At 59.0% G+C, this 22,526-nt stretch carries 20 protein-coding genes; 14 read left to right on the forward strand and 6 right to left on the reverse strand.

All coding sequences use genetic code 11. From position 1 onward, the window contains the following. The first annotated feature begins 1 nt into the window (after position 1). The 5 genes from scpB (at position 2) to arfB (ending at position 5,549) form a co-directional block, all read left to right on the forward strand. The gene (scpB, locus tag ACA073_RS07275) at positions 2 to 976 is read left to right on the forward strand and encodes an SMC-Scp complex subunit ScpB (RefSeq protein WP_497402695.1); all 975 of its coding nucleotides are present in this window, start codon (positions 2 to 4) and stop codon (positions 974 to 976) included. A 144-nt stretch (positions 977 to 1,120) separates the two neighbouring features. After that, positions 1,121 to 1,312, forward strand: coding sequence for a DUF1289 domain-containing protein (locus ACA073_RS07280; protein WP_497402696.1), 192 nt, complete (start codon positions 1,121 to 1,123; stop codon positions 1,310 to 1,312). 142 nt (positions 1,313 to 1,454) lie between these two features. After that, positions 1,455 to 2,741, forward strand: coding sequence for a 23S rRNA pseudouridine(2605) synthase RluB (gene rluB / locus ACA073_RS07285; RefSeq protein ID WP_497402697.1), 1,287 nt, complete (start codon positions 1,455 to 1,457; stop codon positions 2,739 to 2,741). Between the two features lie 769 nt (positions 2,742 to 3,510). Next, positions 3,511 to 4,923, forward strand: a complete 1,413-nt coding sequence (locus tag ACA073_RS07290; RefSeq protein WP_497402699.1) for an amino acid permease — start codon at positions 3,511 to 3,513, stop codon at positions 4,921 to 4,923. 212 nt (positions 4,924 to 5,135) lie between these two features. Beyond that, positions 5,136 to 5,549: an alternative ribosome rescue aminoacyl-tRNA hydrolase ArfB gene (arfB, locus tag ACA073_RS07295; protein ID WP_008010994.1), complete on the forward strand. Its 414-nt coding sequence runs from the start codon at positions 5,136 to 5,138 to the stop codon at positions 5,547 to 5,549. Here arfB and ACA073_RS07300 read toward each other — a convergent pair. The 6 genes from ACA073_RS07300 to phhA all read right to left on the reverse strand — a co-directional run bounded on the left by ACA073_RS07300 (position 5,546) and on the right by phhA (position 9,977). Continuing rightward, positions 5,546 to 6,760, reverse strand: coding sequence for an MFS transporter (locus ACA073_RS07300; RefSeq protein ID WP_497402700.1), 1,215 nt, complete (start codon positions 6,758 to 6,760; stop codon positions 5,546 to 5,548). The genes arfB and ACA073_RS07300 overlap by 4 nt on opposite strands. A 103-nt stretch (positions 6,761 to 6,863) precedes the next feature. Further along, entirely contained in the window at positions 6,864 to 7,061 is a 198-nt protein-coding gene (locus tag ACA073_RS07305; protein WP_497402702.1) for a hypothetical protein, read from the reverse strand. Positions 7,062 to 7,139: 78 nt separating this feature from the next. Then, complete coding sequence (locus ACA073_RS07310) at positions 7,140 to 7,271, reverse strand: hypothetical protein (protein ID WP_497402703.1); 132 nt, start codon at positions 7,269 to 7,271, stop codon at positions 7,140 to 7,142. A 266-nt stretch (positions 7,272 to 7,537) separates the two neighbouring features. Continuing rightward, positions 7,538 to 8,731, reverse strand: a complete 1,194-nt coding sequence (locus ACA073_RS07315) for an amino acid aminotransferase (RefSeq protein ID WP_497402704.1) — start codon at positions 8,729 to 8,731, stop codon at positions 7,538 to 7,540. Next, complete coding sequence (locus ACA073_RS07320; protein WP_461951352.1) at positions 8,731 to 9,087, reverse strand: 4a-hydroxytetrahydrobiopterin dehydratase; 357 nt, start codon at positions 9,085 to 9,087, stop codon at positions 8,731 to 8,733. The genes ACA073_RS07315 and ACA073_RS07320 overlap by 1 nt, the downstream gene beginning before the upstream one ends. Before the next feature lie 104 nt (positions 9,088 to 9,191). After that, complete coding sequence (phhA, locus tag ACA073_RS07325; protein WP_149632007.1) at positions 9,192 to 9,977, reverse strand: phenylalanine 4-monooxygenase; 786 nt, start codon at positions 9,975 to 9,977, stop codon at positions 9,192 to 9,194. Between the two features lie 396 nt (positions 9,978 to 10,373). Between phhA and ACA073_RS07330 the strand changes: the two genes are divergently transcribed. The 9 genes from ACA073_RS07330 (at position 10,374) to ACA073_RS07370 (ending at position 22,254) form a co-directional block, all read left to right on the forward strand. Beyond that, the gene (locus ACA073_RS07330; protein ID WP_497402705.1) at positions 10,374 to 11,933 is read left to right on the forward strand and encodes a sigma-54-dependent transcriptional regulator; all 1,560 of its coding nucleotides are present in this window, start codon (positions 10,374 to 10,376) and stop codon (positions 11,931 to 11,933) included. Between the two features lie 325 nt (positions 11,934 to 12,258). Next, positions 12,259 to 12,960 (forward strand): WbqC family protein, encoded by a 702-nt coding sequence (locus ACA073_RS07335; RefSeq protein ID WP_497402706.1) that lies wholly within the window; start codon positions 12,259 to 12,261, stop codon positions 12,958 to 12,960. Between the two features lie 47 nt (positions 12,961 to 13,007). Beyond that, positions 13,008 to 16,550 (forward strand): glycosyltransferase, encoded by a 3,543-nt coding sequence (locus ACA073_RS07340; protein ID WP_497402707.1) that lies wholly within the window; start codon positions 13,008 to 13,010, stop codon positions 16,548 to 16,550. A gap of 45 nt (positions 16,551 to 16,595) precedes the next feature. Further along, positions 16,596 to 17,324, forward strand: a complete 729-nt coding sequence (locus ACA073_RS07345; RefSeq protein ID WP_497402708.1) for a class I SAM-dependent methyltransferase — start codon at positions 16,596 to 16,598, stop codon at positions 17,322 to 17,324. Further along, positions 17,321 to 18,169, forward strand: coding sequence for an NAD-dependent epimerase/dehydratase family protein (locus ACA073_RS07350; RefSeq protein ID WP_497402709.1), 849 nt, complete (start codon positions 17,321 to 17,323; stop codon positions 18,167 to 18,169). The genes ACA073_RS07345 and ACA073_RS07350 overlap by 4 nt, the downstream gene beginning before the upstream one ends. Next, positions 18,166 to 19,143, forward strand: a complete 978-nt coding sequence (locus ACA073_RS07355) for an ATP-grasp domain-containing protein (RefSeq protein WP_497402710.1) — start codon at positions 18,166 to 18,168, stop codon at positions 19,141 to 19,143. Before ACA073_RS07350 ends, ACA073_RS07355 begins: the two co-directional genes overlap by 4 nt. Next, positions 19,124 to 19,801, forward strand: coding sequence for a metallophosphoesterase family protein (locus tag ACA073_RS07360; RefSeq protein WP_497402711.1), 678 nt, complete (start codon positions 19,124 to 19,126; stop codon positions 19,799 to 19,801). Before ACA073_RS07355 ends, ACA073_RS07360 begins: the two co-directional genes overlap by 20 nt. 51 nt (positions 19,802 to 19,852) lie before the next feature. Then, on the forward strand, positions 19,853 to 20,998 hold the full coding sequence (gene rffA, locus ACA073_RS07365; protein ID WP_497402712.1) for a dTDP-4-amino-4,6-dideoxygalactose transaminase: 1,146 nt from the start codon (positions 19,853 to 19,855) through the stop codon (positions 20,996 to 20,998). Between the two features lie 476 nt (positions 20,999 to 21,474). Continuing rightward, the gene (locus ACA073_RS07370; protein ID WP_497402713.1) at positions 21,475 to 22,254 is read left to right on the forward strand and encodes a class I SAM-dependent methyltransferase; all 780 of its coding nucleotides are present in this window, start codon (positions 21,475 to 21,477) and stop codon (positions 22,252 to 22,254) included. The last annotated feature ends 272 nt before the right edge of the window (positions 22,255 to 22,526 follow it).

Consider the following 22,526-nt stretch of genomic DNA (forward strand, 5'->3'; position numbering starts at 1 on the left):
CATGAACCTGACTGAACCCCGCGAGCTGGCGCCACTGCTTGAAGCCTTTCTGTTGGCCTCCGGAAAACCGCAATCGCTTGAACGCCTGTTCGAACTCTTCGAAGAGGGCGAGCGCCCCGAGCCGCCCGTCTTCAAGAAAGCCCTGACGATTCTCGCCAAGTCCTGCGACGGTCGTGCCTTCGAGCTGAAGGAAGTCGCCTCCGGCTATCGCCTGCAGATCCGCGAAAAGTTCTCGCCGTGGGTCGGACGTTTGTGGGAAGAGCGGCCGCAGCGTTATTCCCGCGCCATGCTCGAAACCATGGCGTTGATCGCCTATCGCCAGCCGATCACCCGGGGCGAGATCGAGGATGTGCGCGGCGTGGCGGTCAACAGTCACATCGTCAAGACGTTGCTGGAACGCGAGTGGATTCGCATCGTCGGTTACCGTGATGTGCCGGGTAAGCCGGCGATGTTTGCCACGACCAAGGCGTTTCTCGATCACTTCAACCTGAAGAATCTTGACGATTTGCCGCCGCTCGCCGAGCTGCGTGAGCTGGAGCCTGACCCGGTACTCGACTTCGACGACGCGCCGGTGCCGGCCGGGTTGCAGGAACTGGCGGATGCTAGCGCCGAGCCGGAAGAGCCGAAGGAAGAAACCAGTTTCCATACGTTGTTGCTGGAGCTGGACACCATGGAAGAGGGGCTCAAGACCGATTTCGATGACATTTTGCGCGATGGCCAGATGAGCGCGACCGAAGAGGTTTTGGCGCAGCCGGAACCGGTCATTGAAGTTGAACTTCAAGTCGAACCAGAAGCCACAGTCGAAGAAGAGCTGGAAGATGACGTGCTCGGCATCGCCGAAGCGCGCGAAAAACTCCTCGCTGCTGTTGCTGCGCTAGAACAGCAGAACCCCGAGCCCGAGTTGACCGACGAAGAAGCCGAGGCCCGGGCCCTCGCCGAAGCGATCGAGGCCGAACGCCGCGAATTCGAAGACTGACTCTATCCTGTGGCCTATGGGAATCCCCTGTGGGAGCGGGCTTGCTCGCGAATGCGGTGGATCAGGCAACAAAGAAGTCGACTGACCCTCCCTCTTCGTGAGCAAGCCCGCTCCCACAGGGTTTTGTGTTGACTGGAGTGTTTGATGAGTTCTACCAAAGACCCCTGCATCAGCGTCTGCACATTCACCGATGACATCTGCCTCGGCTGCGGCCGCAGCAAGCGCGAGATCAAGGCCTGGAAGAAATTCGACAAGACAGACAAACGCGCTGTTCTCGCCGAAGCTTCGCTGCGCCTGATCAACCTCGGTGCCACCGGTCGGCGGAAAAACAAATAACCCTGCCTCCATCAGCTAGTCTCTGATGCGCGAACGCTTCCATGAGCGTATGATTCGCGACCCTCCGGCGATCCCTTCGCCCGAGAACCAGCTTTCAACTCTTCAGGCCAGGCCTGAACAGACCACACCGGGAGGTGCCCAGATGAGTATCAACGACCAGAAAGACGACCAGGAAATCGGCCCAGCAGGCGAAAAACTGCAGAAAGTCCTCGCCCGTATCGGCGTCGGCTCGCGCCGTGACGTAGAAGCCTGGATCAGCCACGGCCGCATCAAGGTCAACGGCAAAGACGCCACCCTCGGGCAGCGCGTCGACATGCACGACGCCATTACCATTGATGGCAAGGTGATCAAGCGCGAAGAAGCCGCCGAGTCGGTACGCCGCGTGATCATGTACAACAAGCCCGACGGTGAAATCTGCACCCGCCTTGACCCGGAAGGCCGCCCAACCGTTTTCGACAAGATGCCACGCCCCAAAGAAGGTCGCTGGATTAACATCGGTCGTCTGGACATCAACACCACCGGTCTGCTGATGTTCACCACTGACGGCGAACTGGCCAACCGCCTGATGCACCCTTCCTACGAAATGGACCGTGAATACGCGGTACGTGTCCGTGGCGAAGTCGATGACGAGATGATCGAGCGCTTGAAAGCAGGCGTCGTCCTCGAAGACGGCCCGGCCAAGTTCACCGACATCAAGCAAGCACCAGGTGGCGAAGGCTTCAACCACTGGTACCACTGCGTGGTGATGGAAGGTCGCAACCGCGAAGTTCGTCGTCTGTGGGAATCTCAGGGCCTGGTGGTCAGCCGTCTGAAGCGTGTGCGCTTCGGTCCGGTGTTCCTCAACTCCGACCTGCCGATGGGTCGCTGGCGCGAAATGAGCCAGTACGAAGTCGACATTCTGAGTGCGGAAGTGGGCCTGACGCCTGTGGCCATGCCGCAGATGAACGCCAAGAGCAAAGACAAGCTCGACCGTATGCAGCGTAAATCGTCTCGTCCGATGGGCAAGACCGAGCGCGTGCGTTCGTTGCGTCCTGCCATCGGTAACCAGTCCGCTGCTACACCGCGCGATACCCGTGAACCGCATATCGAAGGCGAGCGTCCAGCCCGCAAACCAGTAGCGCCACGCGCTGATGGCGAGCGCGGTCCACGCACTCCGCGTCCGGCCAACGGTCGCACTGAACGTGGCGAAGGCCGCGGTGCGCCAAGCGGTGGTCGCAGTGATCGCGGTGCCCCTGCTGGTCGTGGAGAGTCGGGGCGCGGTACGCCAGTGGCGGATCGTCCGTCCGACACCAAGCGTCCGGCCAAACCAGCGCCGAAGAAACGCCCGGGCATCGTCCTGGTCGACAAGGACGCACCATCGGGCAAGCGCCGTGGCGCGCCAGCCGGTTCCGGCCAGCGTCCGGGCTTTGGTCGTCGCAAGCCTGAGTAATCGGTGAGCGGTACATAAAAAACGCCAACCTTCGGGTTGGCGTTTTTTTTTTTGCCTGACTTCAGCTCTGGGGTGTTTGGCCGGACGTCTTCGCGAGCAAGCCCGCTCCCACAGTTGACCGAGTTGTCTTAGGGGTATGCGATCAACTGTGGGAGCGGGCTTGCTCGCGAAGGCTTTCGCTGCGGCACCACAGAATCCGGAGTGGAATGCCGACGTTACGCCCCGTAACGAAGACTTTACGAAACCCACTAATTGACCTCGTGAAATCGTCATCATCCAAGAGGTGTAAGAAAATACTGACGCCTATTGCCTCCCCTGACTCTTTCCAACGCTCTGGCCCGCTTGTTTCACTGCTTCATGCAGGGTGAGATGCGCCCCATGCCTGTCGTGCAGGTGCATAACAAAAAGGAGGCGCAATGTACGCCGTGATTCATCTCCATCTCTTCCCGTGGGGCGGTTTTTCCATCGCCCACACCCATGATCCGCAAAGGTCTGACTCACTCTTTGCAGCCGCCCGAGATCCTCGAGGCGGACACAGGCAATCCCGGCAACCGACACGCTGACCCAGCGGTGTCTGGCAGCAGGGGGTTAGCGGTGTACAATGCGCCGCGTTTTACCTGTGACCTCCTGCGCAGCTGCGCAAACCTCAAGGCTACCCGCCTTGTTCACTCCGCCACGTCACGAGCGTGTCGGGTTCGATTTCGTCACAGATAAAAACAAACAGGTGACGCATGACCGTTGCAAATACGCTGAACGTGGGGCCCTTTTCATGAGTGGACAAAACTCGCATTCAGGCGAGCTGAAACGCGGCCTGAAGAATCGTCATATTCAACTGATCGCCCTCGGTGGCGCGATTGGTACCGGCCTGTTCCTCGGCTCGGCCGGTGTACTGAAATCCGCTGGCCCGTCGATGATCCTCGGCTACGCCATCTGCGGCTTCATTGCCTTCATGATCATGCGCCAGCTCGGCGAAATGATCGTCGAAGAGCCGGTTGCCGGCTCCTTCAGCCACTTCGCGCACAAATACTGGGGTGGTTTCGCCGGGTTCCTGTCGGGCTGGAACTGCTGGATTCTGTATATTCTGGTGGGCATGTCGGAGCTGACCGCGGTCGGCAAATACATCCATTACTGGGCGCCGGAAATCCCGACCTGGGTTTCGGCAGCCGGATTCTTCGTGCTGATCAACCTGATCAACCTCGCCAACGTCAAAGTCTTCGGTGAGGCCGAGTTCTGGTTCGCGATCATCAAGGTCGTGGCGATCGTCGGCATGATTGCCCTGGGCAGCTATCTGCTAGTCAGTGGCCACGGCGGGCCGCAAGCGTCGGTCAGCAACCTGTGGTCCCACGGCGGTTTCTTCCCGAACGGCGTCAGTGGTTTGGTGATGGCCATGGCGATCATCATGTTCAGCTTCGGCGGCCTGGAAATGCTCGGCTTCACCGCGGCGGAAGCGGACAAGCCGAAAACCGTGATCCCGAAAGCGATCAACCAGGTGATCTACCGCATCCTGATTTTCTACATTGGTGCGCTGGTCATTCTGCTGTCGCTGACGCCATGGGACAGCCTGCTGGCGACCCTGAACGCGTCCGGCGATTCCTACAGCGGCAGCCCGTTCGTGCAAGTGTTCTCGATGCTCGGCAGCAACACCGCGGCGCACATCCTCAACTTCGTGGTGCTGACCGCGGCGCTGTCGGTGTACAACAGCGGCACCTATTGCAACAGCCGCATGCTGCTGGGCATGGCCGAGCAGGGCGATGCGCCGAAAGCCCTGGCGAAGATCGACAAGCGCGGCGTGCCGGTGCGTTCGATCCTGGCGTCGGCTGCGGTGACGCTGATCGCGGTGCTGCTGAACTACCTGATCCCGCAAAATGCGCTGGAACTGTTGATGTCGCTGGTGGTGGCCACGTTGGTGATCAACTGGGCGATGATTAGCTTCTCGCATTTCAAATTCCGCCAGCACATGGACAAGACTAAACAGACGCCGCTGTTCAAGGCGCTGTGGTACCCGTACGGGAACTACATCTGCCTGGCGTTCGTGGTGTTTATCCTTGGTGTGATGCTGCTGATCCCGGGCATCCAGATCTCGGTGTATGCGATTCCGGTGTGGGTCGCGTTCATGTGGGTGTGCTACGGCATCAAGAACAAGCGCAGCGCGCAGCAGGTGTTGCAGGCTGCAGTGAAATAACGCAGCGTGCAGCCCCAACAAACCCGGCCAATGCCGGGTTTTTTGTGCGCGATGCAAAACCTGTAGGAGCGAGGCTTGCCCGCGAAGAACGATAACGCGATTTACCAAATGAACTGCGGCGCCTTCTTCGCGGGCAAGCCTCGCTCCTACAAGGGCGCATTCGTTCAGTCCATTCGCGGTATCCTGCGCGTTCTGAATAGGGACGCTTTTCCATGCTGGTGATTTCCAACAACGTGCATCTGCCGGATGCCGAGATCGAGTTGACGGCCATTCGCGCCCAGGGCGCCGGCGGGCAGAACGTCAATAAAGTCTCCAGCGCCGTGCACCTGCGCTTCGACATACCGGCCTCGTCCTTGCCCGAGTTCTACAAAGAGCGGCTGTTGGCGTTGCGGGACAGTCGAATCACCAGCGAAGGGGTGCTGATCATCAAGGCCCAGCAATACCGGACGCAGGAGGCCAATCGCGCCGATGCGCTGGAGCGGCTGACCGAGTTGATCCTCAGCGCCACCAAGGTCGAAAAGAAACGCCGTCCGACCAAACCGACCCTCGGCTCGAAAAAGCGTCGGCTCGAATCCAAGACCAAACGCGGCAGCATCAAGGCCGGGCGCGGCAAGGTCGACTTCTAGCGCGCAGCTCTTTCTTCGCGGTGCTTTTCATTAAGGTGCTTGGGTGCTTGCCTGTAGAGGTAAAGGCTTAAAGCCAAACCGCTCAGCGCGGCAATCGCGGCGAACAGGAAGATCGAGGCAAAGCCGAAGCCTGCAGCAATCGCGCCCGCCAACGGCCCGGTAATCCCCAGCGACAAATCGATGAACAGCGAGTAAGCCCCGACCGCCGCACCACGGCTCGACGCCGGCACCAGATTGACCGCTTCCACACCCAACGCCGGGAACACCAGCGAAAAACCGAAGCCACTCAGCGCCGCTCCCGCCAGTGCCCAATGGGCATCCGGTGCCAGCCACAACAGCAACAGGCCCAGGGTTTCCACCGACAGACAGGCAATCGCCACGCGGAAACCGCCGAGACGGTTGATCAGGTTGCCGAACAGCAGCCGTGCGCCGATGAAGCTCGCGCCAAACAGGCTCAGACACAACACCGCGTTGTCCCAATGTTGCGTGGCGTAATACAGGGTGATGAAGGTGGCGATGGTGCCGAAACCGATCGAGCCCAGCGCCAGGCCGCAACCGTGCGGCAGCACCCGACCCAGCACATGCATGAATGGCAAACGTTCACCGACCACAATCGGCGAAGCGGTCTTCGGCCAAGCCAGCGCCAGGCCCAGCACGGCCAGCAACACGATGCTGACGCCCATGCTCCACAAACCCAACTGGCTGACCAGCCACACACCCAGCGGCGCGCCGACGGCCAACGCGCCGTAACTGGCGATGCCGTTCCAGGAGATGACTTTGGCGGTATTCGCGGCGCCGACCCGGCCGATGCCCCAGCCAATCGAGCCGGAACCCACCAGGCTTTCCGCGCTGCCAAGCACCAGACGACCGATCAACAGGCTGATCAGACTCAACGTCGGCAGGCTTTGGGTCCAGGCCGAAACCAGCATGAACACACCACTCAAACCGCAACCGGCAAGGCCATACATCACCGCCAGTTTGCAGCCCTTGTTGTCGATGATTTTCCCGGCGTAAGGACGGCTGAGCAGGGTGGCCAGGTATTGCACGCTGATCACCAGGCCGGCGACCACGGCACCGAAACCCAAATCGCTGTGGACGTAGCCCGGCAACACGGCCAGGGGAATGCCGATATTGAGGTAGCCGATAAAGGTAAACAGGACGATGGAAACGACTTGCAGCGTGACCGCCAGGGGGCGCTGGTTTTCAGACATGGGTAAAGGTCCACGGGAAAGCAGGATAGATAGGCTGCTTATGATAGCGGCGCGAACGGCCACGGGGCGTGAAAAAGTAAAACTATTTGCCGGGGGCAGTGATTCAGGGCTTGGCGGGGGCGACCAGTTGCGTCGTGACCAGGGCGGCCAGGGCATTTTCTTGGCTGCCGAAACGGGCGAGCAAGGCGGCTTGTTTCTCGGGGGACAGACGATTCCAGATCTCGATCATCTTCTCGGCGGTGCCGATCAGGACGCTGGCCTGCAACTCTTCATTTAAAGTGGGAGAGAATTCGTCGGTCATGGTGGTGGAACTCGAGGGTTCAGGCGGTGTGGAAAGCGCATGTTAGCGCTTTCCACACGGTCTGGCATTGCGGGTGTTTCAGTCTGCGCTGTCGGCCTGGCGGCGTTCAGTGGCTTCCTTCGGCTCGGGCTGTTGGGCGCCGGCTTGTTGCGGGGGTGTCTGCTCAGGTTCGTGCAGGCTTGGGAAGGGGAGATTAGGGATCTCGTGCATATTTCGCGCTCCTCGCAAAGTCTGTTGATAGATCTGGTAGATCCGCGCTTTTTCAAAGCCTGGGAAGGATACAGCAGGAGAAATGACAAATAGAGTTTTATATCCATTTGTTTCGACGGATGGGGTTGTCTAGACAGGTGTGTAGCGGTTGCTACCGTTCCCTGAAGGAGCGAGCTTGCTCGCGATGGAGTGTCAGGCGACACCGATGTGTTTGACACTTCATCGCGAGCAAGCTCGCTCCTACAGGGGGATGCAGTGCTTGAAGGTTATTTGCAGACTTGTGCGATTGCCTCGGCCAGCAAATCCAGACGCGTCGCATCAATCCCCGCCACGTTCGCCCGGCCAGTGCCGACCATGTAAACGCTGTGGTGATCACGCAGCTGTTTAACCTGATCAGGCGTCAACCCGGTGTAGGAAAACATCCCGCGCTGTACACCAATGTGCGCAAAGCGATCGCGCAAACCGTGAGGTTCCAGCGCTTCCACCAGACCGCTGCGCAGTTGCGCGATACGCAAACGCATGGCTTCCACTTCGTCGGCCCAGAGGCTTTTCAGCTCCGGGTCGCCGAGGATCGTCGCCACCACGGCCGCTCCATGATCCGGCGGAGTCGACCACAGGTTGCGGGCGATGTTGGCCAGTTGACTGCGAATATCCACCAGCTTCTCAGCGGTCTTCGCGCAGACAATCAACGCCCCGGTGCGGTCCCGGTAAAGGCCGAAGTTCTTCGAGCAGGAACTGGTGATCAGCACTTCCGGCAACGCGTCAGCGAACAATCGGGTCGACCACGCATCCTGTTCCAACCCGTCGCCGAAGCCCTGATAGGCGAAGTCGATCAACGGGACCAGATCACGATGGCGCACCACGTCCAGCACGCGGCGCCAGTCGTCATGGGACAGATCGAACCCGGTCGGGTTGTGGCAGCAAGCGTGCAACAAAACCACGTCGCCCTTCGGCGCTTCATTGAGCACCGCCAGCATCGCTTCAACATCGAGACGGTTATCGCTGCCGACATAAGGGTAATGATTAACCTTGACCCCGGCCGTGGCGAAAATGGTTTCGTGAATCGGCCAGGTCGGGTTGCTCAGCCACACGCCGCGCCCCGGCAGGCACTGGGCGATGAAGTCCGCGCTCAAGCGCAACGCACCGGTGCCGCCCGGCGTCTGGGTGACGCCGGCCCGTTTTTCGGCGATCAGCGCTGAATCGGCGCCGAGCACCAACTCATTGATGACTTTGCCGAACGCCGGTTCGCCGTGACCGCCGATGTAGGTCTTGGTGGTCTGACGATCCACCAGGCGCTGCTCGGCTAGCTTCACGGCCTGGGGAATCGGCGTCAGGCCAAAGGCATCCTTGTAGACGCCCACGCCAAGGTCGAATTTGCGCGGGTTCGTGTCCTGCGCATAGGCCTCCATCAGGCCGAGAATCGGGTCGCCGGGTACTCGACCTATGGCGTCGAAATGCATTATTTGCGGCCCTCGGCGTCCTTGGCCACTTCGTCAGTGCGCGCGGCCATGATGAAATCGTTGCGGTGCAGGCCCTTGATGGAGTGGCTCCACCAGGTCACGGTGACTTTGCCCCATTCGGTCAGCAGGCCCGGGTGGTGACCTTCAGCCTCGGAAATTTCCCCGACCGCGTTGGTGAAAGCCAGCGCGTGCTTGAAGTTCTTGAACAGGAAAACCTTTTCCAGCTGCATGATGCTGTCGCGAACTTCGATGTTCCAGTCAGGGATCTGCTTGATCAGTACTGGCAGCTCTTCGTCGCTGACTTGAGGGGCGCCGGCCTGGCAGGCTTCGCAGTGGGCTTGGTTCAAAGTGGACATGATGTGTTCCTGAAATCGAATTATTGGAAATCGGCCGTCAGTGTCATCACGCTAAACCAAAGCGTCGATTCCTGACAGGCTCACTTGATTCTAAAAGCTACGGATCACGCGGCTTTCGGCGGAAACTTCGGTGTGTGCAAACCCAGCTGCATGCCTTGCTTGACCATGCCCATGATGTCTTCGTGGGCCAGGTCAAACAAACGCTTGAGGTTCGGCAGGACAAAGTACAGCGGCTGCAGGATGTCGATGCGATACGGCGTGCGCATGCATTCCAGCGGATCGAACGCCTGATGTTCAGGTTCGTCCGACAGGCAGTAAACGGTTTCTTTCGGCGAGGAGAGAATGCCGCCGCCGTAAATGCGCTGGCCTTGTGGTGTATCGACCAGGCCGAACTCGATGGTCATCCAGTACAGACGCGCCAGGTACACGCGTTCTTCCTTGGAAGCCTGTAGGCCGAGTTTGCCGTAGGTGTGGGTGAATTCAGCGAACCAGGGGTTGGTCAGCAGCGGACAGTGGCCAAAGATCTCGTGGAAAATGTCCGGCTCTTGCAGGTAATCCAGCTCTTCGCGTGTACGAATAAAGGTCGCCACTGGAAACTGCTTGTTGGCGAGCAGTTCGAAAAAGGTCTGGAAGGGAATCAGTGCGGGAACCCGGGCAACTTGCCAGCCGGTGGTTTCACCGAGGACTTTGTTGATTTCGCCGAGTTGCGGAATGCGGTCGTGGGGCAGACCGAGTTTTTCGATACCGTCCAGGTATTCCTGGCACGCACGCCCTTCGATCACTTTCAGTTGGCGAGTGATCAGCGTGTTCCACACCGCGTGTTCTTCGGCGGGGTAGTCGATAAAACCTTGCGCATCGGGCTCGCGAGCCACGTATTGCGTCTGCTTCATGCTGCTCTCCTGCTAGGGGATTTCGTTCTTGTTATGTCCTGCTATGGACTCAGAAATACCTCAGGAATTGCGATGTTGCAGCAGGTGAAAGCCTTAGTGCGTAGGAAAATTCGTCGGTTTTCGTAAAATTTTCGTTACGGAAAGGCTGCTATGGCGCTGCGCTTGAGATTTTCGGGTTTGAAAAGGCTCACAGGTGTCACATAATCTTGACGACTAAATGAGCTTCTCGGCAAAAAATATATCCGAGGGCACTGCAATTCAGGGTGGGAGCGGGCTTGCTCGCGAAGGCGGTCTGTCTGATACATCAATGTTGGATGTGCCTACGATTTCGCGAGCAAGCCCGCTCCCACAGGTTGCGTGCCAGGCATCAACTCACCGCTTTTTTCGGGCCTTTATATGCGTATCAAAGTTCACTGCCAGAACCGCATCGGCATCCTGCGCGACATTCTTAACTTGCTGGTCGAGTACGGGATCAACGTCGCTCGCGGCGAAGTGGGCGGGGAGCATGGCAACGCGATCTACCTGCATTGCCCGAACCTGATCAACATTCAGTTCCAGGCGCTGCGTCCGAAATTCGAATCGATTGCCGGAGTCTTTGGCGTCAAGCGTGTAGGGCTGATGCCCAGCGAGCGTCGGCACATGGAACTCAATGCCTTGCTCGGCGCCCTGGAATTTCCGGTGCTGTCGATCGACATGGGCGGTTCGATCGTCGCGGCCAACCGCGCGGCGGCGCAGTTGCTCGGGGTGCGTGTCGATGAGGTGCCGGGGATTCCGTTGTCGCGGTATGCCGAGGATTTCGATTTGCCGGAGCTGGTGCGCGCCAACAAGTCGCGGATCAACGGGCTGCGGGTCAAGGTCAAGGGCGACGTGTTTCTGGCCGACATCGCGCCGCTGCAATCGGAGCATGACGACAGCGAAGCCATGGCCGGCGCGGTGCTGACGCTGCATCGTGCCGATCGGGTAGGGGAGCGCATTTACAACGTGCGCAAGCAGGAGCTGCGCGGGTTCGACAGCATCTTCCAGAGTTCGAAAGTGATGGCCGCCGTGGTGCGTGAAGCCCGGCGCATGGCGCCGCTGGATGCGCCACTATTGATAGAAGGCGAAACCGGCACCGGTAAAGAATTGTTGGCGCGGGCCTGTCACCTGGCCAGTCCGCGGGGGCAGTCGCCGTTGATGGCGCTTAACTGTGCCGGGCTGCCGGAGTCGATGGCCGAGACCGAGTTGTTCGGCTACGGCCCCGGCGCATTCGAAGGCGCTCGCGCCGAAGGCAAGCTCGGGCTGCTGGAGTTGACGGCGGGCGGAACGCTGTTTCTCGATGGCGTCGGGGAAATGAGTCCGCGCTTGCAGGTGAAATTGCTGCGCTTCCTGCAGGATGGTTGCTTCCGTCGTGTAGGCAGTGACGAAGAGGTTTATCTGGATGTGCGAGTGATCTGCGCAACGCAGGTCGACCTGTCGGAATTGTGCGCCCGTGGCGAGTTTCGCCAGGATTTGTATCACCGCTTGAACGTGCTGTCGTTGCACATCCCGCCGCTGCGTGAATGCCTGGATGGCTTGACGCCGCTGGTGGAGCACTTCCTCGATCAGGCCAGTCGGCAGATCGGTTGTCCGCTGCCGAAACTGGCGCCGGCGGCCATGGAGCGGCTCAGTCATTATCATTGGCCGGGCAATGTTCGGCAGCTTGAAAACGTGCTGTTCCAGGCGGTTTCCCTGTGTGAGGGCGGGACGGTCAAGGCCGAGCATATTCGCCTGCCGGATTATGGCGTGCGTCAGCCGCTTGGCGATTTTTCGCTGGAGGGTGGGCTGGACGCGATTGTCGGGCGCTTCGAGAAAGCAGTCCTTGAACGCCTGTATTCCGAGCATCCAAGCAGTCGGCAGTTGGGTAAGCGGTTGGGGGTTTCCCATACCACTATTGCCAATAAATTGCGTGAGTATGAAGTCGGCAAGACTGAGCCATAGCGGGCATCTGCTGTGTTTGTTGATCCTGGAAATACCTAAATAGTGAGGCAAATTGTTTTGTCTTCGTTATTGATGCGCCGCTCATGAACAAGTCCGACAGGGGACGCCAGTGTTAGCCGAGCGCTGGCCAAGCGCATTCAGCGGCCGGGCTCAGTTCGGCTGTCGAGCCGGTGGATGCCTTGTGCCCGCAGTTGGAGTGCTCGCGCAACTGGCATAGCTGGCATGTGATTTGCTGGACCGGGGCTAGTCACCACTTTTTCATTGTTTGGTGGCGATTTTTTGACAGGGCAGAGCCCCGGTTTCCGCTGCATACATGAGGTTCAGGATGCAAAAGAAGATAGCTGTGGTGCAGTCGAACTATATTCCCTGGAAGGGCTATTTCGATCTGATCCGCAGCGTCGATGCGTTCATCCTGTATGACGATGTTCAGTACACCCGGTGTGACTGGCGCAACCGCAACAAGATCAAGACCGCTCAGGGTGAGCACTGGCTGAGTATTCCGGTCAAAAAGAAGGGCCGTCTCGGACAGTTGATCAATGAAGTCCAGATCAGTAGTCCGGGTTGGGCCGAAGCGCACTGGAAGACTATTGAGCAGAGCTACCGGCGCGCACCGTGCTTCACCCAGATGGAGGCGCCGATTCGCGCGCTCTACGAGCAGGCTGCCAGCCTCACCCACCTGACCCGCATCAACCACCTGTTCATCGCCGGCTTGTGCCCCCTGCTGGGAATTCACACGCCACTGTACCGTTCCGAGGAGCTGGGAGGTGTAGAGGGCAGGAATGAGCGCCTGATCCACCTATGTCAGGTCCTCGGCGCCAGCGAATACCTCTCCGGACCAGCGGCCAGTTGCTACCTCGACGAAGCGGCGTTCGCCGCCGCCGGGATTACGGTGTCGTACATGAGCTATGCCGGCTATCCCGAGTATCCGCAGGTGTACGGCGACTTCCAGCATGCGCTCAGTGTCATCGACCTGTTGTTCAATACCGGCGCGGATGCATCGGCTTTTCTGAAGCGAGGGGCTGCCTGACCGGGCCTTGCCAGCGACACCCTATTTGATTCTGGAGATTGCACCCGATGTCGAACCCTGCGCAGCTGGACGCTTACTCGCTCGAACAGGCGTTGGCGCGTCTGCGGCTGATGTATGCCAAACCCGAGCATCCTTACTACTTTCTGGCGCCTGCTTACCGTGACACCTCGTCGGGCATCGTCTCGCTGCACTATCTCTGCCATATGCTCAATCTCAATGGGCGTGAGGCTTACATCTACGGCACCGATGTAGTCAATCCAGAACTGAAGACGCCGCTGCTCAATTCGACGATTGCCCAGCGCCATGTGGCAGCGGGCAAGGTACCGATTGCGGTTTATCCCGAGGTGGTCACGGGCAATCCGCTCAACTGTGCGGTCGTGGCGCGTTTTCTACTGAACTTCGAGGGTTTTATCTCGGGAAAAAGCATGGAAGCCGCGGCCAGCGACTTGTTTTTTTATTACGCAGCCCGGCTCGGCGAGCACCGTGGCGACCCTGACGGTGACCTGTTGTGCCTGCCGACCATCGATGTCGAGCTGTTCTCGACACCGGTCCCTGGAACCGTGCGCGAGGGGTGTTATCTGTACCAGAACCGCCACCCGCTGGCGCAGATCGACTACTCGCAACTGCCAGCGGGTATCCGTCTGCTGAGCATGGCCAATGCCCTGGCCCTGCCTGAGCTGGCCGAGCTGCTGCGCAATGCAGAGGTGATGTACACCTATGAGTGGTCGATGACGTGCGTGATCGCGGTGCTGTGTGGATGCCCGGTGATATTCATTCCGGGATATGGCGTCGACCAGCAACTGCTCGACAGTAGTTTCTTCGGCAGTATTGGCTTTGCCATGCTCGATCAGCCGCAGCCGTTGGAACATGCTCAAGCAAGCCTCGGTGGTGCATTGCAACGTTATGTTGAACGCACAGCGTCTTTCTGGCAGCAGTTGGACGTGTTTATAGCCAAAACCCAGGCTGCCGCTCGAGAGGCGGTCGGCAACCGTTTGGGTGTGCTCGACTGGTTGCGCCAACGCTACCCGCTGGCGCAGCAACTGCGTCTGATCAATGAGCGGTTGGCGAGCCCGGCGGCGCCTGGCTTCACTGTCCTGGTCCGCGACGACGGCGATCCGTTGGCATTGGCTCGCACCCTGGACAGCCTGGATCAACAGTTGTACCAGCGCGTCCATGTGTGCGTGATGGGCGGCGCTGACCCGGGGCGTGTCAACGTCCAGTGGTTGGCGTGTGATCCGAGGCTACCGGCGGCAGCGATCAATGGCTTGCTCGAATGCAGCCAGAGCGACTGGTTCATGCTGATCGAGGCGGGGGAGGAGTTCATCGCCGCGGGGCTGCTGGTGACGGCTCTGAATCTGCTTGAAGCGCCTGACAGTTGCCTGGCGGTGTACGCCGACGAGGCGCAGCGTATGGCTGATGGGGTGGTCGACATCTCGTTGCGGCCCGATCTGAATCTGGATTTGCTATTGGCGTTTCCGGCCAGCCTTTCCCGTCACTGGATGTACCGTCGTGAGGCGCTGGTGCGCCTGTGCGGTTTTGACAATTCCTGCGGCGGCGCCTTCGAATTGGCCTATCAACTGCGCCTGATCAGCGAGCGAGGGGGGGCGAGCATTGGTCATGTCAGCGAACCCCTGCTGATCGCCAACGAGGTGCGGCAGTCGGAATGCGCTGATGAGTGCGCGGTCATTGATGCGCATCTGCAGGGGCGTGGCTATGGTCAGGCGCGAGCGATTGCACTGGAAAGGGGGCCGGGCCGCTATCGTATCGACTACGGCCATGAGCGGCAGGCCTCGGTCAGTATTCTGATTTACCTGGAAGGGCAGTTGGTGCATTTCCAGCGTTGCCTGGAAAGCATGCTGATGCAGACTGACCTTGTGGACTACGAAGTCTTGCTGATTGAGCCGGGCTGCGACGAACCAGCATTGCTGGAGTGGCTGGGGCTGGTCGAACAGATGGGCGAAGGCCGTTTCCAGGTGTTGCGTTTCATGCCGGGGCAGTCTCGTGCGGCCATGTGCAATGCGGCGGCGCAGGAGGCGCGCGGCGAGTTTCTGGTCTGGCTCGATGCGCATAGCACTGTGCTTGAGTCTGGGTGGTTGCAAGCATTGCTCAATCACGCCCAGCGCCCAGAAGTCGGCGCCGTGGGAGGCAAGTTGCATGATAGCGATAACAACATACGCCAGGCGGGCCTTGTATTGGGGCTGGGAGGGACTGTCGGTCGGCCTTTTGAGGGCTTGTCATCCCAGAATGCGGGTTACATGGGACGGCTTGGGCTTGAGCAGAACTGCTCCGCAGTTGGCGGCGAATGCCTGATGCTGCGTCGAGCGCTTTTCCTTGAGGCAGGTGGCTTCGACACTGATCCGCTGCTGGCACCCTGGACAGATGTTGACCTGTGTCTGAGGCTGCAGCAGGCGGGTTACCTGAACGTCTGGACGCCCCACGCACGACTGTTGCTGGACCCTGTGTCAGGTACCTGTGCGAGTAGCGAGCAGGAGGATGCCTTGTTCGCGCGCTGGTTGCCTCAGTTGGCCTGCGACCCGGCCTACAATGCCAACTTTTCGCTGCGCGCCGGCGAGGGCTTTGCCCTGGAAAACAATGACCTGAGCTGGCATCCGTTGCAAGGCAGCGTGCCGAGGGTGTTGGCCTTTGTCACCGAGCAGCAGGCTGCGGGTGACTCGCGACTGATTCAGCCGCTCAGGGCGTTGCTTGAAGCCGGGCAGGTCGACGGCGCGGCTGTTTCGAGTTTGCTGTCGCTGGTGGAGATCGAGCGCCTGGCGCCGACAAGCGTGGTGTTGCAGCGCCCTCTGGATGATGCCGGGTTATCGGCTCTGCGCCGCCTGAAGGCGTTTTCCAAGGTATTCACGGTCTACGATCTGGACGGTTACTTGCCGCAGATGGAGTTGAAGGGGGATTACTCTGCCGATGAGCTGCTGGAGCGTCTGCGGTTCGGGATGATGCAGGCCGATCGGGTGCTGGTCGCCACGCCTGCGCTGGCCGAACTGTTGCAGGGCCAGCACGACGACATCCGCGTGCTGGAAAGCCTGCTACCGGCCACATGGGGGCGTGTACAAGGCAAGCGGCGCATGGGGGCCAAGCCACGCCTGGGCTGGCTGGGTGGCAAGGATGCGCAACTGCTGGCCGATGTGCTGCCAGCATTGGCTGACGAAGTCGAGTGGGTGGTGCTCGGCGACTGCCCCGAAGCCCTGCAGCCTTTGCTGTCGGAGCTGCATCCAGGCGTCGAGCAGCACCAACTGGCAGGGGCCTTGGCAGCGTTGAATCTTGATCTTGCGCTGGTACCCATGGCGGAAACCCTGGGCAACGCCTGTTCTGCTGATCTGCGTGTCCTGCAGCATGCGGCTTGTGGGCATCCGATCATTTGCAGCCGGGTGCCGGGTTTTGTCGGGGGCGAGGTATTGCCGCTGTCACGGGTGAGCAACCAGGCGCAAGACTGGATCCGGGCGATTCGCTTGCATCTGGAAGACCGTGAGGCCTCTGCGACTCTGGGGGACGCGTTGCAGTCGATCGTGCGTGCGCAGTGGCTGCTCGAGGGCGAGCGCCTGGACGCCTGGCGACGGGCTTGGTTGGCCAATTGATCCGTACTAATTATTACCTTGGCCGCGCAGCGGAGTGCATGTGACATGAGCAACCATCTTGATACCTTCATCGCAGCCTACAGCGACAGCTTTGGCTACTCCTATGACAACAACATCATCCTTAATTGGTATCCCCAACGCATCATGGCGCTATGCACCAAGGAGCACAGCCTGCTGGAGCTCGGTGTTGGCCATGGTTTCACCACCAACCGCTTCTCGCAGTTCTTCAGTGCGCACACGGTAATCGATGGCTCTGCATCGGTGATCGCCCAGTTCAAGACCCAGTACCCGGACAATACTGCCGAGATCGTCGAAAGTTACTTTGAGACATTCGACACCGACAAGCGTTTCGATCTCATCGTGATGGGGTTTGTCCTTGAACATGTCGATGATCCGCAGGCCGTACTGCAAAAGTTCAAGCGCTTTCTTGCACCAGGTGGTCGTTGCTTCGTGTTGGTTCCTAATGGCGAGTCTCTGCATCGGCGGTTCGGTCATGCTGCCGGACTGCTCGGCGATATGATGGCGCTGGGGCGTGGCGATCTGGAGCTGGGCCATGTGCGCAGCTACTCGCTGCAGACCCTGACCGCTGAACTGGAAGCTGCCGGGCTCCAGGTGGTGCGCAAGGAGGGTTTGTTTCTCAAACCTTTCACCACCGGGCAATTGAAAGACTTGAACTTGAGTGCGGACATCATTACTGCCATGTGCACCGTGGGCATCGATTATCCCGAGCTTTGCTGTGCAATGATGCTTGAAGCGACAGTCGCCCGGTTATGAAAAGCCTGGTAATCGGAAGTACCTCAGCCATTGGCAAGGCGGTCGCCCGGGAGTTGTCGCGCTATGGCCAAGTCAAGTTGGCAGGGCGCCGGGATGCCGATATTGTCTTTGACTTGAGTAGCCAGGTGCCCTCCGCCTGCGACGAGCGCTTCGACATGGTCGTGCTGGCCGCTGCCGATTTCGGCGGCGGCCAGCCGGATGATCTGGTTCGCGCCGAACTGGTCAACAGTGTCGGTACATTGGCTGCCTGCCGCCTGGCCGAACAATGCGGGGCGCGTCATTTTATTCTGCTGTCGTCGCGTTCGGCCAGCGACCAGGCGACGGATCCCTACTTTGGCATCTACTCGCTGTCCAAGCGCCATGCCGAGGAAGTGGCGAGCCTGTATTGCCAGGAGCGGGGCATGACGTTGAGTGTCCTGCGCATCAGTCAGGTCTACGATAGCGGGGAGCAGTGCAGGTCTCACCAACCGTTGTTATACGCCATCGCCGACAAGGCCCAGGCGGGGCGAACCGTCGAGCTGTATGGCAGCAACGACGCCAGGCGCAACTACCTGCATCTGAGTGATCTTGCCGAGGTCTGCGCGCGGATGGCAGAGCAGGGCATTGCTGGCGTGTACAACTGCGGCCACCCCGAAACCCCCCGTCTTTCCGAGATCGCCCACGCCGCATTCGAGGCGTTTGGCAAGCCGGTGGATGTCTGCTTCCTGCCGGAAAAAAACGATATCCCCGATCTGCCGCCCTTTGACTGTGCGCGTGAGCTGTTCGAGCAAATCGGTTTCGCTCCGCGAATAGATGTTCGCCGGGGCTTTGAGCTGATGAGAGCGCACCGGGAAAATCTGTCATGAAGACCGTCATGGTGACTGGCGTAGGGGCCATCATGGGCTACGGCCTGCTCAAGTCGTTGCGTGTGGCGGCCCCCTCCGTTCGCCTGGTCGGCACTGATATCTATGACGATGCTGTCGGTCGCGGCTGGTGCGATGCATTTGAGCAGGCGCCGTTGACCGCTGCCCCGGAGTATGGCCAATGGCTGGGCGATACACTGGCCAGACACAAGGTTGACCTGCTTATTCCGGGGATCGAACAGGATATTCACTGGCTGTCGGACAACCGAGCGTTGTTGGCCACATTTGCTTGCCAGGTCGTGCTCAACAACCAGAACTTGATCGACCTTTCCAGGGACAAATGGGCAATGGACCAGGCACTGGTGGCGCTGGGGGATGCCAGCCGTATTCCCAGCCTGCTGTCGGGGGATTTTCACTCGCTCAAGACTGTCCTGGGCCTGCCGTTTTTGCTCAAACCGCGCAGAAGCTACGCCTCCAAAGGGCTGGTCTGGGTTCACGACGAGCGCGACTTTACGCCTCACGCGGCACTGCTCGGTGACTACCTCATGGCGCAACCCATCATTGGCAGCGCCGCTCAGGAGTTCACCGTGGCGGCGTTTGGCGATGGCCGGGGCGATACCGGTCCGACCATCACCTTCCAGCGCAGTCTCGCCTCAGACGGGTCCACCGCCAAGGCTTGGGTGTATCAGGACGACTCACTGGATCAGGCGGTCGCCAGGCTCTGCCGTGCGTTCAAGCCGGTGGGGCCGACCAACTTGCAGTTCCGCCGTGGCAGCGACGGCTCCTGGAGCCTGCTTGAGATCAATCCGCGAATATCCTCGACGAGTTCGATACGCCGCGCATTTGGTTACAACGAGGCCGCCATGTGCCTGGATCATTACCTCGACAACAAGACACTGCGTCAGCCAACCATTCGTAGTGGTTTCGCTGTTCGTTATATAGAGGATTTCATTGTCTATGATCGGGATCATTTCTGATGTACATGGCAATTACAGCGCCCTTCGGACAGTGCTTGCCAAGCTTGATGAACTGGGTGTGTCGCGGATTATCTGCCTGGGTGACACGGCCGGTTATTACAGTCAGGTCAATGAGTGTTGCGAGGCCTTGCGCGAGCGCAATGTCGTTTCCGTGATGGGCAATCATGACTGGTACCTGGCCAGGCATGAGCGATGTCCTCGCTCCAATAGCGCCAATGCCTGCCTGGACTATCAACGGGGCATCATCACTTCGCAGAATCTGGCATGGCTGGGATCGCTCGCAGAGCACTCAATCCAGCAGGGTGTGAGTATTGTCCATGGCGGCTGGAGCGATCCGCTGGACGAATACGTGCTGCCATCGCAAGCGTATTTCGCGCCGTTGCCTGGCCGGTATTTCGCATCAGGCCATACCCATGTTCAGTACTTGTGGAGCGGCGAAGACAAGGTCTACTGCAACCCCGGCTCTGTCGGCCAGCCACGTGATGGTGATCCTCGGGCCGGGTTCGCGACCTGGGATGGTGAAGCGTTCAACCTGCATCGGGTTGAATACGATATTGGTGAAACTCAACAGGCGATGAAGAGGGCCGGCTTCACCCCGTACTTCTATGAAAATCTTGATACAGGCACTCAGATCGGTGGGCGGGTCAGTACGGTTTGAGGTTTTGTGCTGTGCGCCATTAATTAACATGCCCACCCAGGGGAATTTGCAATGAGCAACGAAACGATACTCTTCAACCGCCCGCATATGACCGGCAAGGAGCTGGATTACATTGCCCAGGCCAAGTTCGGCAACATGCTCGCGGGTGATGGCCCGTTCACCAAGCGTTGTCACCGCTGGCTGGAGTCGCACACTGGTTGCAACAAGGCATTGCTCACCCACTCGTGTACCGCTGCGCTGGAAATGGCGGCCTTGCTGCTGGAAATCCGGCCTGGCGACGAAGTCATCATGCCTTCGTACACCTTCGTCTCCACGGCCAATGCATTCGTGTTGCGTGGCGCGGTGCCGGTCTTCGTCGATATCCGTCCAGATACCCTAAACCTGGACGAGCGTCTGATCGAGGCGGCGATCACGCCACGGACCAAGGCTATCGTGCCCGTCCATTACGCCGGTGTGGCCTGCGAGATGGACAGCATCCTGGCCATTGCGCGTAAGCATGGGCTAGCTGTGGTTGAAGACGCCGCGCAAGGTGTGATGTCAAGCTACAAGGGCCGAGCCCTGGGCAGTATCGGCGACCTTGGGGCATTCAGCTTTCACGAAACCAAGAACGTGATCTCGGGGGAGGGCGGGGCTTTGCTGGTCAATGCTCCTGCACTGGCAATACAGGCCGAGATGATCCGGGAAAAAGGTACCGATCGCAGTCGATTCTTCCGGGGCGAGGTGGACAAATATACCTGGCAGGAGGTGGGCTCCTCGTTTCTGCCCGGAGAAATAACTGCAGCCTTTCTCTGGGCCCAGTTGGAAGAAGCTCGAGCCATCACCAATAGCCGCTTGGCAATCTGGGACAATTACCATACTGCTTTGTCAGAACTTGAGCTGCAAGGGGCACTGCGTCGTCCGATAGTTCCTGAAAGTTGCCAGCACAACGCACACATGTACTACGTACTCCTCGCCCCTGGCGTGGAGCGCCAGTTTATTGTTGATGAGCTTAAGAGGCACGCAATCTATGCTGTGTTTCATTACGTGCCGCTGCATTCATCGCCCGCTGGAGCGCGCCATGGGCGTGTGCATGGCTCAATGGATGTTACTGATGGATATTCTGAGCGTCTGCTTCGTTTGCCACTTTGGCTCGGTTTATCCAGTGATCAGCAAGACCGGGTGGTGAGTGTCCTGGCCAGTGCTTTGGCAAAGGCCTGACTGGCCGGTTGAATGCACTATGTTAAGGCTAATGCGCCTGGCAAGATCAAACAGCCTGATCAAGGCAGTTGTACCCGTAAGGTTTCACTAGGGAAACTCTGAAGACCTCCAAATCTGGTGAAATACCCGCCTGACACGAGCGCGACGGTCCACCTTCCTCGCCCGGCCGACAAGGGCGATTGGGTCTGCGTATTTTTAAGCGGACGCAATTGCCCTTAATGCCAGGATCGCCATGCGCCAACGCAAGTCCTACCCGAAATCGGGCTCGCTCAATGATCCGCATCGATTCCGTCTGGGCCACCGACCCCATGGACATGCGTGCCGGCACCTAGACTGCGTTGGCCAGAGCGACCGATTCCTCGTAAAAATCTTGCTCATCTTATTGCCCAAGTGGTCGATACAGAGAGGAAGGGCCATCCCACTCATGTTCTTATCGCTTACGGGAGGGCTGAAGTCATAAAGCAACAGGAGCCGGTATGAAAGTCTGTATTACCCACCGAGAAGCCTTTTATCACCTTCTCAATGCGGTTTTTAACGCGTGCAACAAACAGCCAGTCGTTGCCGAGCTGGGTGTCCTGCGCGGTGAAAACGCGCTGAAGCTTTACAATGCACTGAACCCGAAAAAGATGGTCCTGATCGACAGCTGGAGCCCGGCTGCCAATGATGCCTACAGCCCTTTTGATCAATTGCCGCCATGGGTTAATTCGGTTGACAAATATGCTTACTACTATGGCGGTCCCATGTATGACATGGCCACCTATGACAATCTGTATCAGGAATGCCTGAGCAAATTCACCGACAAGGACAACGTGACTGTTATCCGCGCCGAGACCATTGCCGCGATTGACGAAATCAAGCCTAGAACCGGTATCGAAAAGTTCGATCTGGTCTACATCGACGCAAACCATCAGTACGAGTACATCCTGCGTGATTTGATGTACTACCAAGACTTACTGGCCGACGATGGCTTCATCCTGTTGAACGATTGCTGCCACAGCCTGCACGGTACCAAGCAAAACCTGGGCGTGCTCGAAGCAATGAGCAGTTTTATCAAGCGCTCGGACTTTATCCCCGTGGCGGTCACCAATACCGACTGGTCTGACGTGATCCTGGTCAGAAAGAACTCAATAATGCTGCAGCTTGTCGACATTGCGCTGACCAACTCGGATATCCCGTTTGTCGAAATCCCTTACCAACTGATGCCTGCGGCGCGGGTTGTCTACGGAAAACAGCGCATCAACCTGAGCTTTGCTTGATTCGTCCGATACGAAGCCCGATTTTAGGGCTTTGTTTTTCTGCGGCCCTTTGGGCCGCCGCGATGTGCTTTGTCGAATCCTGAAAAACTCTGGCTCGACTCATCAGGTAGGCAGCGAACCCGTCAGCGACCAGCCTTGTAGTGTGGCTTGCTCGCGAAGGCGGTAGTCCGTTTAACTTCCAGGCCAGTCCTTGCCTCTTACCGGCATAACACCGCCGGTTTTTCGACTTCGACACAATCCCCCATTCCCCTCTGAACCCCTCAAGTCCTTTG

It is taken from the genome of Pseudomonas sp. LBUM1670 (assembly GCF_059695695.1).